This is a genomic window from Dellaglioa sp. L3N, assembly GCF_054941095.1.
In genome coordinates this window covers 486,983-501,785 of the sequence record NZ_CM142928.1, presented here as the reverse complement: position 1 = coordinate 501,785, position 14,803 = coordinate 486,983, and the positions used below count along the sequence as shown (strand labels likewise).

General features: G+C 36.0%; 18 protein-coding genes, 1 other RNA gene and 1 riboswitch. Of the genes, 4 read left to right on the top strand and 15 right to left on the bottom strand.

Annotation, left to right across the window (positions count from 1 at the left end; translation table 11 throughout):
• Positions 1–19 precede the first annotated feature (19 nt).
• Positions 20–118: riboswitch (THF riboswitch) on the bottom strand.
• Between the two features lie 61 nt (positions 119–179).
• Complete coding sequence (gene brnQ / locus ACVPPR_RS02455; RefSeq protein ID WP_462304561.1) at positions 180–1,541, bottom strand: branched-chain amino acid transport system II carrier protein; 1,362 nt, start codon at positions 1,539–1,541, stop codon at positions 180–182.
• A 94-nt stretch (positions 1,542–1,635) separates the two neighbouring features.
• On the opposite strand from brnQ, the gene ACVPPR_RS02450 reads away from it, so the two are divergent.
• Positions 1,636–2,613, top strand: coding sequence for an asparaginase (locus ACVPPR_RS02450; RefSeq protein ID WP_462297276.1), 978 nt, complete (start codon positions 1,636–1,638; stop codon positions 2,611–2,613).
• A gap of 227 nt (positions 2,614–2,840) precedes the next feature.
• Here the strand turns inward: ACVPPR_RS02450 and ACVPPR_RS02445 are convergent, their stop codons facing one another.
• The 14 genes from ACVPPR_RS02445 to ACVPPR_RS02380 all read right to left on the bottom strand — a co-directional run bounded on the left by ACVPPR_RS02445 (position 2,841) and on the right by ACVPPR_RS02380 (position 11,829).
• Positions 2,841–3,221 (bottom strand): hypothetical protein, encoded by a 381-nt coding sequence (locus tag ACVPPR_RS02445; RefSeq protein WP_462304560.1) that lies wholly within the window; start codon positions 3,219–3,221, stop codon positions 2,841–2,843.
• A gap of 145 nt (positions 3,222–3,366) precedes the next feature.
• The gene (locus tag ACVPPR_RS02440) at positions 3,367–4,122 is read right to left on the bottom strand and encodes an acyl-[acyl-carrier-protein] thioesterase (protein ID WP_462297278.1); all 756 of its coding nucleotides are present in this window, start codon (positions 4,120–4,122) and stop codon (positions 3,367–3,369) included.
• Between the two features lie 12 nt (positions 4,123–4,134).
• On the bottom strand, positions 4,135–5,016 hold the full coding sequence (gene rsmI / locus ACVPPR_RS02435; protein ID WP_462304559.1) for a 16S rRNA (cytidine(1402)-2'-O)-methyltransferase: 882 nt from the start codon (positions 5,014–5,016) through the stop codon (positions 4,135–4,137).
• Positions 5,013–5,369: a DNA replication initiation control protein YabA gene (locus ACVPPR_RS02430; protein ID WP_462297280.1), complete on the bottom strand. Its 357-nt coding sequence runs from the start codon at positions 5,367–5,369 to the stop codon at positions 5,013–5,015. The genes rsmI and ACVPPR_RS02430 overlap by 4 nt, the downstream gene beginning before the upstream one ends.
• Before the next feature lie 22 nt (positions 5,370–5,391).
• Positions 5,392–6,399 (bottom strand): DNA polymerase III subunit delta', encoded by a 1,008-nt coding sequence (gene holB / locus ACVPPR_RS02425; RefSeq protein ID WP_462304558.1) that lies wholly within the window; start codon positions 6,397–6,399, stop codon positions 5,392–5,394.
• A gap of 12 nt (positions 6,400–6,411) precedes the next feature.
• Entirely contained in the window at positions 6,412–6,741 is a 330-nt protein-coding gene (locus ACVPPR_RS02420; RefSeq protein ID WP_462297282.1) for a cyclic-di-AMP receptor, read from the bottom strand.
• Between the two features lie 19 nt (positions 6,742–6,760).
• The gene (tmk, locus tag ACVPPR_RS02415) at positions 6,761–7,402 is read right to left on the bottom strand and encodes a dTMP kinase (RefSeq protein WP_462304557.1); all 642 of its coding nucleotides are present in this window, start codon (positions 7,400–7,402) and stop codon (positions 6,761–6,763) included.
• Positions 7,403–7,565: 163 nt separating this feature from the next.
• Entirely contained in the window at positions 7,566–7,808 is a 243-nt protein-coding gene (locus ACVPPR_RS02410) for a YaaL family protein (protein ID WP_462297284.1), read from the bottom strand.
• 15 nt (positions 7,809–7,823) lie between these two features.
• A complete protein-coding gene (gene recR, locus ACVPPR_RS02405) occupies positions 7,824–8,423 on the bottom strand; it encodes a recombination mediator RecR (protein WP_409021522.1) in 600 nt (199 codons plus the stop codon).
• Between the two features lie 27 nt (positions 8,424–8,450).
• Complete coding sequence (locus ACVPPR_RS02400) at positions 8,451–8,765, bottom strand: YbaB/EbfC family nucleoid-associated protein (RefSeq protein ID WP_462297285.1); 315 nt, start codon at positions 8,763–8,765, stop codon at positions 8,451–8,453.
• Between the two features lie 17 nt (positions 8,766–8,782).
• Positions 8,783–10,510 (bottom strand): DNA polymerase III subunit gamma/tau, encoded by a 1,728-nt coding sequence (gene dnaX, locus ACVPPR_RS02395; protein ID WP_462304556.1) that lies wholly within the window; start codon positions 10,508–10,510, stop codon positions 8,783–8,785.
• Between the two features lie 87 nt (positions 10,511–10,597).
• Positions 10,598–10,684, bottom strand: an RNA gene (gene ffs / locus ACVPPR_RS02390) — signal recognition particle sRNA small type.
• Positions 10,685–10,725: 41 nt separating this feature from the next.
• Positions 10,726–11,226 carry a tRNA adenosine(34) deaminase TadA gene (gene tadA / locus ACVPPR_RS02385; RefSeq protein WP_462297287.1) on the bottom strand — a complete coding sequence of 167 codons (501 nt, stop codon included), beginning with the start codon at positions 11,224–11,226 and terminating at the stop codon, positions 10,726–10,728.
• On the bottom strand, positions 11,227–11,829 hold the full coding sequence (locus ACVPPR_RS02380; protein WP_462304555.1) for a class I SAM-dependent methyltransferase: 603 nt from the start codon (positions 11,827–11,829) through the stop codon (positions 11,227–11,229).
• Between the two features lie 211 nt (positions 11,830–12,040).
• Here ACVPPR_RS02380 and nrdH point away from each other — a divergent pair, with 211 nt between their 5' ends.
• From nrdH to nrdE, 3 genes are read left to right on the top strand one after another with little or no spacing between them, the layout of a single operon-like run.
• Positions 12,041–12,271 (top strand): glutaredoxin-like protein NrdH, encoded by a 231-nt coding sequence (nrdH, locus tag ACVPPR_RS02375; RefSeq protein ID WP_462297289.1) that lies wholly within the window; start codon positions 12,041–12,043, stop codon positions 12,269–12,271.
• A complete protein-coding gene (gene nrdI / locus ACVPPR_RS02370) occupies positions 12,271–12,651 on the top strand; it encodes a class Ib ribonucleoside-diphosphate reductase assembly flavoprotein NrdI (RefSeq protein ID WP_462297290.1) in 381 nt (126 codons plus the stop codon). The genes nrdH and nrdI overlap by 1 nt, the downstream gene beginning before the upstream one ends.
• A complete protein-coding gene (nrdE, locus tag ACVPPR_RS02365; RefSeq protein ID WP_462304790.1) occupies positions 12,629–14,800 on the top strand; it encodes a class 1b ribonucleoside-diphosphate reductase subunit alpha in 2,172 nt (723 codons plus the stop codon). Before nrdI ends, nrdE begins: the two co-directional genes overlap by 23 nt.
• Positions 14,801–14,803: the final 3 nt, after the last annotated feature.

Below are 14,803 nucleotides of genomic sequence, written 5' to 3'. Positions count from 1 at the left end.
GAGTTGCCACATTGTGGTATGCGGCGAATGCGAGAACACAACCGCAGCTATCCCTAGCCTTCGTCCAAAAGACACATTCCGTCCTTTTGGCACTTAACGCTGTATTCTCTACCCCGAAATTTTGTATTTGACTACTTTTACAGTATAGCACTAAAAGTAAGTAAATACGGTAATTATTTTTATTTGGCTCGTTTTTCTCGAACCATAAAAATTAAACCCATAACTAATCCCAATGCAACAGGCACCATCCAACTCAAACCGATATTAAATAAAGGCAAATAATTATCGGCAAAAGATAACATCCTTTTTGCACCTGCTAAATTTTTAATTGACGTTGGCATTGCGTTTAAGCCGTCAAAAATAGCACTAAAGAAAGTTAAAACAGTTAACCACTGATACATAATACTAACTTTAAAATCAAACTTATTTAAAACAGGTTCCAAACAAGCGACAATCATTAACACAATCGCAAGAGGATACAATAACATTAAAACGGGTGTTGATAATGAGATTAATTGGTCTAACCCAACGTTTGCGATTAAACAACTGACCACACAACCCAACGTTAAATATAAAATATAGCTACCGCGTCCAATGATTTCAACGCATATTTTAGCGAACGCACTGGTCACACCAATTGCCGTCTTAATACAAGCCACTACAATAATTGCGGCAAGAAACAGGCTTCCAAATTTGCCAAAGTAATGTTCTGTTACTTGAGCTAAAATAGCCCCACCATTATCCGAATGCGAAAATAGCCCTAAACTGGTTGCCCCTAAATAGGCCAGACAAGTATAGATAATACCCATCAAAATAACACTTATACTACCAGAACGAACAATTCCCTTAGTTATCGATTTAGAATCTGTAACCCCTAAATCGTGAATCGTATCCACAATGATAATCCCAAAGGCTAAACCGGCTAAAGCATCCATCGTATAATACCCTTGTCCAAAGGCAGACATAAAAGCGCCTTTTTGATAAGCACTTGTTGCCGCAAAATCAGTATAATTCCCCATAGGATTTATCAGAACAAACAATAATAAAATAGCTAATGCACATAAAAAGATGGGATTTAAATATTTACCAACATAAACTAATATTTTAGTTGGTTTAACTGCCAATAACCAAACCGTTGTAAAAAATAAAATTGAAAAAAGCAATAACCAACCCGGTTCTTGACTTGCTTTAATATGAGGCGCAAATCCAATTTCAAATGGAATTGTGGCCGCTCTAGGCCCAGCAAATAATGGCCCAATGGTTAAATAAAGTAACATCGTAAAAATAATACCGTATACACGATTAACTTTAGAAGCTAATTCGAAAACACCTCTACTTTTAGATAATCCAATAGAAATAACACCTAAAAATGGTAACCCAACACCAGCAACTAAGAACCCCAAATTACTAATCCAGACATTTTGTCCTGATTGTTGACCTACAAAAACAGGAAAAATTAAATTTCCTGCACCGAAAAATAACCCAAACAGCATTGAACTTATAAATATATAATCTTTTTTACTTAATTGCTTTTCTTTCATCTTCTAGACCACCTTATCTTTCATATACCGTAACAAATTCATAGTCAAAGTACAATATAATCTGTATAATCTAAGTGTCAGCAAGGAGGAAACTATGAAAAAAATATTAATTTTACATACTGGTGGCACAATTGCCATGTCTGAAAATCAAGAAACAGGTGCCGTTGCACCTGGTGCCGAAAACCCTTTAAATCAAGTCGCAAATCCATTTAGTGACCGATTTGATTTAATCACTGAAAATGTCTTTAACCTACCCTCTCCACATATTGGTCCTAAAGAAATGTTAATCATTCAAAAAAGAATTATGCGTGCGCTAGATGAAGCTATCGATGGCGTCGTCGTTACCCATGGTACAGATACTTTGGAAGAAACAGCTTATTTCTTAGATCTCACCTTACCTAACCATCTACCTGTCGTTTTAACAGGGGCCATGCGCTCAGCAAATGAAATTGGATCAGATGGTTTACACAACTTTCAAACGGCTATTTTAACCGCAGCAAGTGACGATGCAGTCGACAAAGGTGTCTTGGTTGTCATGAATGATGAAATTCATACTGCTCGCTATGTGACAAAAACCCACACAACAAATGTGGCAACATTCAGAACACCCACCTTTGGTCCTATTGGTAGCATCGCCAAAAATAGTGTTAATTTCTTTGCTGAATTACTTAGCCAGACTTGCCTAGCAATTGACGAAGTCGTTGATCATGTTTATTTAATCAAAGCTTATGCTGGAATGGACGCTGATTTACTTGGCTTCCTTGATAACGACCAAACAAACGGTGTTGTTATTGAAGCACTTGGTGCCGGAAATCTTCCCCCACAAGTTTTAGCTAATCTTCAAAAATTAATTGATCGTGATATTCCCATAGTCATTGTGTCACGTTGCTTTAACGGCGTCGCACAAGATGTTTATGACTACGAAGGTGGCGGTGTTCAACTTAAGAAAATGGGCGGCATCTTCTGCCGTGGCCTAAATGGTCAGAAAGCCCGCATTAAATTATTAGTTGGTTTAAGTAATGGACTCGAAAAAGAAGAACTTGCGATTTATGTTGCAGACGCCTTGTCATAAGAAACAGTTCAATAGGGCTTAACCCGATTGATCTTAATGCGAACTCATAACTTATTTTTAAAATAATTCCCTTATTAAACTTGAAAGAACCGTTATCTTTGGCAAGATAACGGTTCTTTTTTGTTGTTTTCAAGTAAAAATCACTATTGGTTTTATGCTGTCTCATTTAGATCATCCCAAAACTTTGAATAACTAAGTTAAGTCAGAACTAACTTCAGCTTATTTAACTATATACTAGTCTTTTTCCCGTTAGTATAAGTGACTTCAACCTTTCCTTTTGTTACTCCCTTATCACTATTGTTATCTTCCAACTCATATATCCTGTTAGTCTTTACGTTATAATTAAACTGGGACGATCCATAGTCAGAATTTAATGTAATATCCATAGTATAAGCACTTATCCACGAATTATAAAATATTTTATTAAATTTTATTGACTTAATCTCAGGAACTCTTTTCTTCAACTCTACTACAAATTTGTGTTCCACCTTAATTTGAACAAGTTCATTTTTTTCTTCTACCTTTTTTTCGTGAACCTTATACAAGTTACCACCGATAACTGAAACTGTTATAAACGTCAGTAAAATAATCCAGCCTTTTCTTCCCACATGAACGCCTCCAAATCGTTAGATTTATTATTAGTTGATTATACATCTAGTTTGCAACCTTCTCTACCTATCAACTAGGATCACGCATTATTGTAAATTTATCACATAAAAAAGGCATCATCACAAAGTGACAACACCCTTTATATCATTCATTTTCACGTTCCGTCCATTCACAATCAGCATCACAATAAACGACATCATTAATTTTAATCTGATGGAAAGTCTTTAAGCCCGCCTCAGCAATCGAGACAACACTATCAATTTTATGACCATAACGAATTTCTTTTTCATATTTAATATTCATATGTTTTAAGTTGTGTGACATTAAAAATTCTTCTGATAACGAATCCAATAACCAATCAAAATATTTTGAATTGTTGACATGTTGATTAGGATCGATATCAAAGAATCGAACGTCATATGATTTTTTAGAAGCTATCATATCCGTTTCTGAAATACCAACGGGTTTCTCTAGTCGTTCAATTCTTCGCGTATATTCAGCACCAAATGGTTCAATAACTTCAGGCAATACACGCGTCATTTTACGAGTTTCATGATCCATTAAAACAAAAACCCCATGAATATGCGCACACTCGTTACCTGCTTCATCATGCACCCAAAAATCTCGATAACAGAAGAAACGATTATATGACACAGCCTCTGTGGTTAAGGTTAATTTTTCATCAACGTGTGGCATTCTCGCAATATCAATCAGATATTGTGTAATAACCCAACCCAATCCCAAATCTGTCAGGTGTTTTTCGGTAATTCCTAAACGATCACTTTGATCTGTTGAGACCAAAATAATCATATTAATTAACATCGCCATTGTCACACGACCACTTTTGTCGCCTTCATAATAAACCGCACGATGCGATTCACTAAATTTATTGTCTGCCAATACATTCGCTCCTTAAATGTGATGATAAAGATTATAAACTTCTTGTTTTTTCATTTCTTGTTTTTTAGCAATTTCTTTAATCGCATCGTTCGTTTTCATACCTGTTTCAATTAAATAAGCCACTTGCTCTTCAATAGACATACCAGCCAAATGGTCAACTTCAGTTGCTTCTGGTGACTCATTACCTTCAACAATTACACAAAATTCACCACGAATTTGGTCTGAACTAGCCCATTCAATGGCTTCGTCCAAAGTACCACGTAAAAATTCTTCATAACGCTTAGTTAGTTCACGGCACAGCACGACTTTACGCTGACCACCAAAACTAGCAGCTAAGTGCGTTAATGTTTTTTTTAAACGATGTGGTGCTTCATAAAAAATGACCGTCATTGTTTGATTCTTTAACGTCGCTAACTCTTCTTTTTGGTCTTTTGGTTTACGTGACAAAAAGCCATAAAATAAAAAGGGTTGTGGCGCTAATCCAGATGCAATTAATGCTGTAATACCAGCATTGGCACCGGGCAGTGGGACAACCGGAATATTGGCTTCAATACATGCTTTCACTAAATCATGCCCAGGATCACTAATTGAAGGCATCCCTGCATCACTAACTTGTGCAATTGATTGACCAGCCAAAATTTTTTCAATAAATTGTGGAATCCGCTCCTGCGTATTATGTTCATGAAAACTCAATTGGCTCGTTTCAATATCAAAATGATTTAACAATTTTTGGGTATTCCGCGTATCTTCTGCTGCTATGTAATCGACCTCTTTTAAAATGTCGATTGCTCTAAACGTCATATCAGATAAATTACCAATTGGCGTTGGCACTAAATACAAAGAACCCGTCGTTTTTTCACCTTGAAAACTACTTTGTGCAGCTATTTCACTCATGATTCACGCTCCCCATAAATTAAATCTAAACAGAAGGCACAAGGTTCATCATCTACTCGACGTGAACCATACATCCCCTCAATATTACAAACATGGAAGCCTTGATCATATAATTTTTCTAAATTTTGACGCGATTTTGACAGATTTGCATCAGAAGATTTATTGAAATCCTTAGATGTTTGTCGTTCTATCTCACTTAGTCTTTCTCTAAGATGTTGGTTTTCAATTTCCAATTCAGCGTTGTTTTCAAGAACACCAGTCATATCAGATTTTATTGTTTCAAAACTCGACAACATTCGCTTCATTTCTTCTTCGATAGCTACAAAATTATCATATAGTTGACGCTTATCCACAAAATCACCTTCATTTCATATTTTATAATGCTATTAATTCTAACGTCGTTGCTTCAATAACACTCTGAAACGCGATATTCATTTGAAGCATCGTTTTAATTTGTAAAAAATCATTTAATATATCGACTAATTTTTTATCGCTAATTACTTGAATGGCTTTTTCAATCTCTATTAATCGGCCAGAAAAACTAACTCGCTCTTTACGATCATAACGAACCAATAAACAATCGCGTGCCAATAACGTCATCAAATCAACCATTAAGGTTTGTTGCGCCTTTTCTTTCGCAAGTGGCACTAATTTCGTCTGAACTAAAATAAAACTTTCAGCATCATTCTTCAATAACTTACTGAACCAATGCCATACTTGATTCGTCATCTCGACAAAGGTTTCATCCTGTGCTAACGCTTCAGCCCGACTAAGACTTTCAGTAACGTGCACAAGTAGATTAGCTTGGTCTTTTAAGACCCCTTTACTTAATAAACTTTGAATCAGCTTATCTTGAGAAAGTGCCGCAAAATTAACTAATTGACAACGTGATTGAATCGTTGGTAATATCTGATTTTTATTTTCAGTTAATAAGAAAGCTGTCACATTTCCAACAGGCTCTTCCAAAAATTTAAGTAAGCTATTAGCGGCACTAGCCGTCATACTTTCAGCCTTTTCAATAATAAAAGCCTTTTTATTACCTTCAACCCCACTTTTTGAAAATTCTGATTTCAAAAAGCGAATTTGATCAACTTTAATTGACTGACCTTCAGGTTTTACAACCACAACATCAGGGTGGTTACCTGATAGAATCCGTTGACATTCTGCGCAGATACCACAAGGCTTCTGGCTCTCATCAGCGGTACAAAAAAGTCGCATTGCAATCCATTGCGCCAACTCAGTCTTACCAACACCTTCTTGACCCGCAAATAGATACGCATGGGCCAATTGATTAGTAGTTGTTAATTTTTTAAAATGTTCAATTAATAGTGGTTGTAACGTCTGAACCGTCATATTACTGGCTTCAGTACTTATTTCTGCCATTACTATTTACTCCTAAAATTGATGGAACTGTTCTACTGGCAAGACAAATACTGTTGCACCACCGACTTGAACTTCTAAAGGAAATGGCACTTGTGCATCCATTGAAACATCCAAGTTAACAGGAGGTGCCATAAATTGTTCACGGCTTGATGACGTTTCTTTAATCAATTGTAAGACATCATCAACCCGTTCATCTTCAATCCCAATTAAGAAAGTTGTATTACCAGATTTTAAAAAGCCACCTGTTGTCGACAATTTTGTTGCACGAACATTGGCATCGATAAAGACATTACTCAATCGGTTACTATCTTTATCTTGAACAATCGCTGTAATTAATTTCATTTGAATTCCCTCATTTCATTTATTTAAAAGACTCGGGTAATTTTCCCATCAGTACTTTGACACAATCTGCAATAACTTTGTCTAAAGGCTGTGTGGCATCAATAGTAACAATCCGTTCTGGATTTTCTACTGCTAACTGCTGATAAGCTCTACGGACTTTTTGATGAAAAGCTAATTTCTCATCATCCAATCGGTTTACTTCATTTTGACGATACTCAAAAATTCGTTTCAAGCCAATTTCTGATGGAACATCAAAATATAAAGTTAAATCAGGTTTTGTCCCATTTGTTGCAAATAAATTCATATCAGCAACTGCCTGAGTCCCAATATCTCTCCCCGCACCTTGATAAGCAATTGAGCTATCAACGTAACGATCACAAATAACTAATTTGTCGGCTTCAAGTGCCGGTAAAATCGTTTCAACAATATGTTGACGTCTTGATGCCGCAAATAATAAAGCCTCTGTTCGCTTATCCATTTCTGGGTAATCTTGATTTAAGACAATACCACGAACAGCTTCGGAAATTGGATTTCCACCTGGTTCACGGGTTACAACCAATTCTCTCGCTAAATTCAATTGAATTTTTTCTATAATGCCTTTTAAAGCACTCGTTTTTCCAGACCCATCTGGTCCTTCAATCGTTACAAATTTGCCAGTCATATTAACGACCCCAATACTTATTATTATTGTACTTGAATCTTAAAAACCTGTCCATAAGATAAACCTGTTACTAGTATACTATCTCTCGTTTAATAAATCTAATCGCCAACTTACAAAAAAACGCCGAGACAAGTTATTCAATTGTCCCAACGTTCTTTCTTATTTAATGTGCAATAACTGATGCTTGCATATGACCTTTAACAGCACGAACACGTGCTTCGTTATAGAGAAAGAAATATCTCGCTCTCGCCATCTGGGTTTCATTGCTTAATTCCGCATCAACTTCATAAATAGCTTCTTCCGTTTGCTTTGCTTGATCCCAAGTTAACTTAGCTCGATCAATCGCGTCTAACAACTTAGCATCATATTCTTTACGTAATTTAAGTTTTGGTTTTTTATTAAACATTATATGAGCTCATTTCTATATTTCAGTCCGGCCTTCAATGGCTTTGAACAACGTCATTTCATCCGCGTATTCAATATCACTACCCACAGATAATCCATGAGCTAATCGTGTCACTTTAATGCCAGCTGGCTTAATCAATCGAGATAGGTACATCGATGTTGCTTCACCTTCTGGCGTTGCATTTGTCGCAATAATCACTTCTTGCATATCAGGATGTGATTGCAATCGGGTTAACAAACTTGTGATATTAATATCTTCAGGCCCTTTGCCTTCAATTGGTGATAAAACCCCATGAAGTACATGGTATAAGCCATGATATTCTTTCATTTTTTCCAAAGACATGACATCTTTGGGTTCTTCTACAACAATTACTTTCGTTTGATCACGTGATGAATCCGAACAAATCTGGCAAGGATCTTCTTCAGTAATATTGCCACAAATACTACAATAATGTAGATCTCGTTTGGCAGATATCAATGATTTGGCAAAGTCCGTGACATCATCTTCATCCATATCAATTGTAAAAAAAGCTAATCTTGTAGCAGTTTTGCCACCAATACCTGGTAATTTCATATAACTTTCAATCAATTTTGCGATAGGTTCAGGATATTGCATTTTCTTTAGCCTTCTTTAACTTTAAGTTTATAGTCCGGGCATTCCTTGAGAATATTTACCCATCTTGTCTGCTGTTGTTGTTTCAATTTTTGTCATGGCATCATTAACAGCCATAATCACTAAATCTTGCAACATATCAACATCGTCAGGATCAACAGCTTCTTCTTTAATCACAATATCAGTCATTTTTTTGTCACCGGTAAAGGTTACTTTGACTAAATCATTGGAAGCTTCACCAACAAATTCAGTTGCATTCAAAGCCTCTTGATCCTTTGTCATCTCTTTTTGTAGTTTTTGCATTTGTTTCATCATACCTTGCATATTTCCATTTCCACGCATCATTATAAATTACTCCCTTTCTAATCTTGTTTAATTTCTATATTTTCTGTTCCGAAAATTTCTTCGGCTTTTGAGATAATTGGTTCAACTACTTCAGGAACTGGTTCAATGATTGTTTCTGTTCCTTCATGGTTACTTTGTTGAATGTACGATTTACGTACTTCCGGCCATTGCTCCGCTGTAATACAAATCAACTGTGGCACATTGTGCAGTAACCGATCCAACCCATTACCGAGTGCGTCAAGCAATTCTGTATCACCCGATGCCTTCGTTGCTAAAAAGTCATAGTTAAAACTAACCAAGACACTGTCAGGACTAGCCGCAACAGGTTCGCTGGCTTGCATAATAGCACGTTGTGTTACTGATAGTTGTTGTAACAGCTCTGGCCAAACCTGTTTTAATTGTACCAAACTTTCCTTCGTTGCGTGATCTAAAACCGGATAAATTTGAGATAAATTTAATGTGGTTTTCTTTCGATTTGAGGCAACTTTTTTTGGTTTAACTGGTGCTGAAGCCTGGTGTTGACTCGCATTTTTACTTAAATCAGCAAGCTCTTTTTTCAAAGTAGCAACCGTTTTTGTTAAACGATCTATTTGTTCAGAAGCATCTGAACTGAGACTTGATTGCCCGATTTCTTGCTTATCATTACGACTTGTTTCAACAGCACTAAACTGAGATAAACGAATCGTCAAGACTTCTAAGTAGACATCTGGATGCGTCGTAAATCGCATTTGTTGCTGAATCTCATTTAAAATATTAATCATTTGATATAAAAAATCAGCAGAAATCGTTTGCGATAGCGCTTTAAACGTATCGTTAACCATCCCTAATTCAAGTTGATTAATGAGCTCGGGAGCTTGCTGGTATAACAATAAGTCACGACCATAAGTAATTAAATCTTCTATTAATCGCGTTGAATCTTTACCTTCATCAATAATTTCTTGAATGGTTTCTAATGCTTTAGTGGTTTCTTTTTGGCTAACTTCTGTCACATATTTTTGAATTTTATCTTGCGTCACACTACCCGTAACTATCAAAGCATTATTTAAAGTGACTTTATTATCACCAAACGAAATGACTTGATCTAAAATACTCAAGGCATCACGCATCCCACCTTCAGCAGCTTTCGCAATAACCTTAAGCGCTGATTCTTCATATTCGATTTCTTTTTCTGTCAGAATATAAACCATCCGTGCGTAACTATCGGCTGGTGTAATCCGCTTAAAATCAAATTTCTGGGTCCGTGAAATAATCGTAGCTGGAATCTTATGTGGCTCTGTTGTAGCAAGGATAAAAATAACATTTTCAGGTGGTTCTTCAAGTGTCTTCAATAAAGCATTAAAGGCCCCCGTAGACAACATATGAACTTCATCAATAATATAGATTTTAAAATCGGCTTGTGTGGGTGCGTACTTTACTTTATCACGAATATCGCGAATTTCTTCAACGCCATTATTAGATGCAGCATCAATCTCGATGACATCATTTAACTGACCATTCGTAATAGCAACACAGGTTTCACATTTATTACACGGTTCGCCATTTTCTTGAAAGCGGCAATTAACCGCCTTGGCAAAAATTTTGGCTGCGGAGGTTTTCCCTGTTCCACGTGGGCCATTAAAAATGTAAGCATGACTTGTTTGATGTGTCATAATTGCATTTTTCAATGTCTGAGTAATCATATCTTGCCCAACTAAATCACTAAATCGTTGTGGACGCCAGACACGGTATAAAGCTTGGTAACTCATCACAATCTCCCCTTTCAAAATCTATAAATAGTTTTTTAAATAAAAAAATCTCTTAGCCATTTCTGACTAAGAGTCTTAAATAATCATAATTACTTAAGGCACAAAGTGAATCAAACTTAGTGCTGCTTCCTTCCGGACCTGACACAATTCGTAAGCACACCATTGCCTTAAGGCCTTGCGGCAACTATTATAATACCTTAAATTCTAATAAAAAGCTACCCTTGTGCTCGTTTTTTTTCTTTTCTTTTACGTCGCACTTCTCTAAAGAACGATTGGAGTAGGTCTTTAGACTCTTCTAATAATAAACCAGACTCAACTTTCGCTTGGTGATTAAAGCGTTCATCGGTTAATAGGTTGCCAATGCTACCTGCCGTCCCCGCTTTTGGATCAAATGCACCAAAGTAAACTTCTGGAATTCTGGCATTAATAATTGCACCACTACACATTGGACACGGTTCTAATGTCACAAATAATTGTGTGTCTACTAAACGCCAACTATGCACCGTTGCACACGCTTCTTGAATGGCTAAGATTTCAGCATGTAACGTTGCATCTTGCACATGTTCTCGAATATTATGCCCACGTCCAATAATCTCACCATTTTGTACAACAACACAACCAATTGGGACTTCACCAATGATTTTTGCATTTCTTGCTTCATATAAAGCTTCACGCATAAAAAATTCTTTTTGTTGTTCAGTTAATTTTTCTGGCATCTACTTCACACTCATCAAAATATAGTACCCTTTGTCTTTTAAAATAATCTCACAATTACCAAAAACATCAGTCATTTTCTTTTGTGCTGAACCAGCACCTTGTTTCTTTTGTAGTACAGCCAATAATTGACCGCCTGATTTTAAATGATCAAACGCGCCACCTAAAATGGCATGAACGACATCTTTGCCTGCTCTAATAGGAGGGTTGGTTATAATTGCAGCGTAATCTGTCTTCGTTACATTGTCATAAGCCGCCGATTCGAAAATATTTACATTACTAATATGATTAATTGTGGCATTTTTCTTTGCTAATTCTAATGCCAATTCGTTTACATCTGTCATATCAACTTTTCGTTCCGGTTGACTCTTGGCTATAGCAAGTCCTATTGGACCGTACCCACATCCCACATCTAATAAACTGCCAGCAGTTATTTCTTGTTGCTCAAATGCATTTAATAAAACTCTTGAACCAAAATCGACTGTTTTTTTTGAAAATACACCGTTATCTGTGGTAAACTTAAATTCGTTGTTCATCAGTTCAAATGTCCATTCCTTTTCATCATGAATGACATCTGGATTTTTCGTAAAATAATAATTAGTCATCTTTTTCCCTACTTTCTCAATAGTTTCTATAATACGGAGAAATTTAACTTTTCGCAATCTAAATTTAATATAAACAATTCAAGCCTTTCAGCGCTACATATTGTGTAATGCAACTTAATATCATACAATATGTAGCGCTTTTTTGATTGATTTTTACTTTTTGTGCTGTATACTTATCTTATTAACAAAATGCTAAAGGAGATTTTATATCATGAAAAAAATTACTGTATTTACAAAAAATAACTGCATCCAATGCAAAATGACAAAACGTTTCTTAGAAGAAAATAACGTCGACTTTGACGAACGTAATATTTCTGAAGATGATAACGCAATTGACTACTTGAAAGGCCAAGGATTCCAAGCTGTTCCAGTTGTAGAAGCTCCTGGATTCGATACAATCGCTGGATTTCGTCCTGATATGCTTAAAAAGTTGGCAGTCTAATGAAAATTGTTTTCTTTAGCATTACCGGTCAAACACGTCGTTTCATCAATAAAATTGGTTACCCTTCATTTGAAATTGACCCAACGGACCCATTCGTTGAATTGAATGAACCCTACCTATTGGTTATTCCAACCTATGAGATTGGGCTCACTGAATCAGTCAATGACTTCATTGAATACAAATCAAATCGAGAAAACATACTGGGTGTTGTTGGCGGTGGAAACCGTAACTTCGCCCAACTTTTTATTTTTACAGCAAAAGACATCGCAACCGATTATAACGTTCCTTTATTATACGAATTTGAATTCAATGGCACTGAAGAAGATGTCACTAATATGAAGAAAGTAGTTGATGAAATTGACATTAAAAACGTTAAATAGTGATAAAGTCACTTATTATGATTTAAATAATGAAATCAATATTCCTGTAGACGGTCAAATTCCACTTCAAAAAGATCAAGAAGCCTTGACCGCCTTTTTGAAAGAAAATGTTGCCGAAAATACAATGCAATTTGATTCACTACAGGCTCGTTTTGATTACTTAATTGATAACAATTATATTGAAACTAACTTTTACAATAAATATGAGTTCTCATTTATCGAAAAGGTCTACGCTTATTTAGCAGCTCAAAAATTCCATTTTGGCACATTTATGGCTGCCTACAAATTCTATGCCCAATATGCGCTTAAAACAGATAATAATGCTTATTATCTTGAAAATTATATTGATCGTATTGCCATGAACGTCCTTTATTTTGCTGACGGTGATACAGATTTAGCCATGAATTTAGCTGATGAAATGATCCACCAACGTTACCAACCTGCTACACCTAGTTTTTTAAATGCAGGTCGTAAACGTCGTGGCGAATTAGTATCTTGTTTCTTAATTCAAATTACTGATGATATGAATGGGATTGGTCGCGGCATTAATTCAGCACTTCAATTGTCACGAATTGGTGGCGGCGTTGGTATTACGCTTAGTAACTTACGTGGCGCTGGTGCTCCAATTAAGGGCATTGAAGGCGCTGCTTCTGGTGTCCTCCCCGTTATGAAATTGTTAGAAGATAGTTTTTCATACTCTAACCAATTGGGTCAACGTCAAGGTGCTGGAGTTGTTTATTTAGATGTCTTCCATCCAGATATTGTGGCTTTCCTTTCAGCAAAGAAGGAAAATGCTGATGAAAAAATCCGAGTTAAAACCTTATCATTAGGCGTTACTGTCCCTGATAAATTTTATGAACTCATTAAAGAAAATGCAACGATGTACCTCTTTGATCCTTACAGTGTCGAACGAGAATACGGTGTGCCTTACTCATATGTTAATATTACAAAAGAATATGACAATATGGTTGCCAACGAAAATATTATTAAGAAAACCATTCGTGCTCGTGAACTAGAAACTGAAATTTCAAAATTACAACAAGAATCTGGTTACCCTTATATCGTTAATATTGATACTGCTAATCGTGCTAATCCAATTGACGGTAAAATTATCATGAGTAATCTTTGTTCAGAAATTATGCAAGTTCAAACACCTTCAGTTGTGAATAACGCGCAAGGCTATGACGTTATGGGAACTGATATTTCATGTAACCTAGGTTCAACTAACATTGTCAATATGATGGCTTCTCCAGACTTCGGTCGTTCAGTTGATTCAATGGTTCGTGCCTTAACTTTTGTAACTGATAATTCAGATATTGATGTTGTGCCTCCTATTCAAAATGGTAACAAATTGGCACATACGATTGGTTTAGGCGCAATGGGCCTACATGCCTACTTCGCTAAGAATCATATGCATTATGGTTCTGAAGACTCAATTGATTTCACTAATGTCTACTTCATGATGCTTAACTACTATTCATTGAAATCATCAAATACGATCGCAAAAGAAAAGCATGAAACATTCCATAACTTTGAAAAAAGTAGCTACGCAACAGGTGCCTACTTTGACAAGTACATCAATGAAGATTGGGGTCCTGCTTCTGATAAAGTCGCTGCTCTATTTGACGGTATCGACATCCCTAATCAAGAAGACTGGGCTGCTTTAAAAGCTGACATTCAAGCAGATGGCCTTTACCATCAAAATAGACTTGCCGTTGCACCCAATGGTTCTATTTCATACATTAATGATACAACTGCTAGTCTCCACCCTATCATTAACCGAATTGAAGAACGTCAAGAAAAGAAAATTGGCAAAATTTATTATCCAGCTCCTTACCTTTCAAATGACACAATTCCATACTACACATCAGCCTACGACATGGATATGCGTAAAGTAATCGACGTTTATGCTGCTGCTCAAGAACATATCGATCAATCACTTAGTTTAACTTTATTCATGCGTTCAACTATTCCTGAAGGTCTCTATGAATGGAAAAATGGCCGGACAGATAAAATGACTACCCGTGACTTAAACATCTTACGTAATTATGCGTATAATAAAGGTATCAAATCAATTTACTACATTAGAACCTTTACTGATGATCAAGAAGAAGTTGGCGCAAATGCATGTGAGAGTTGTGTTATCTAAACT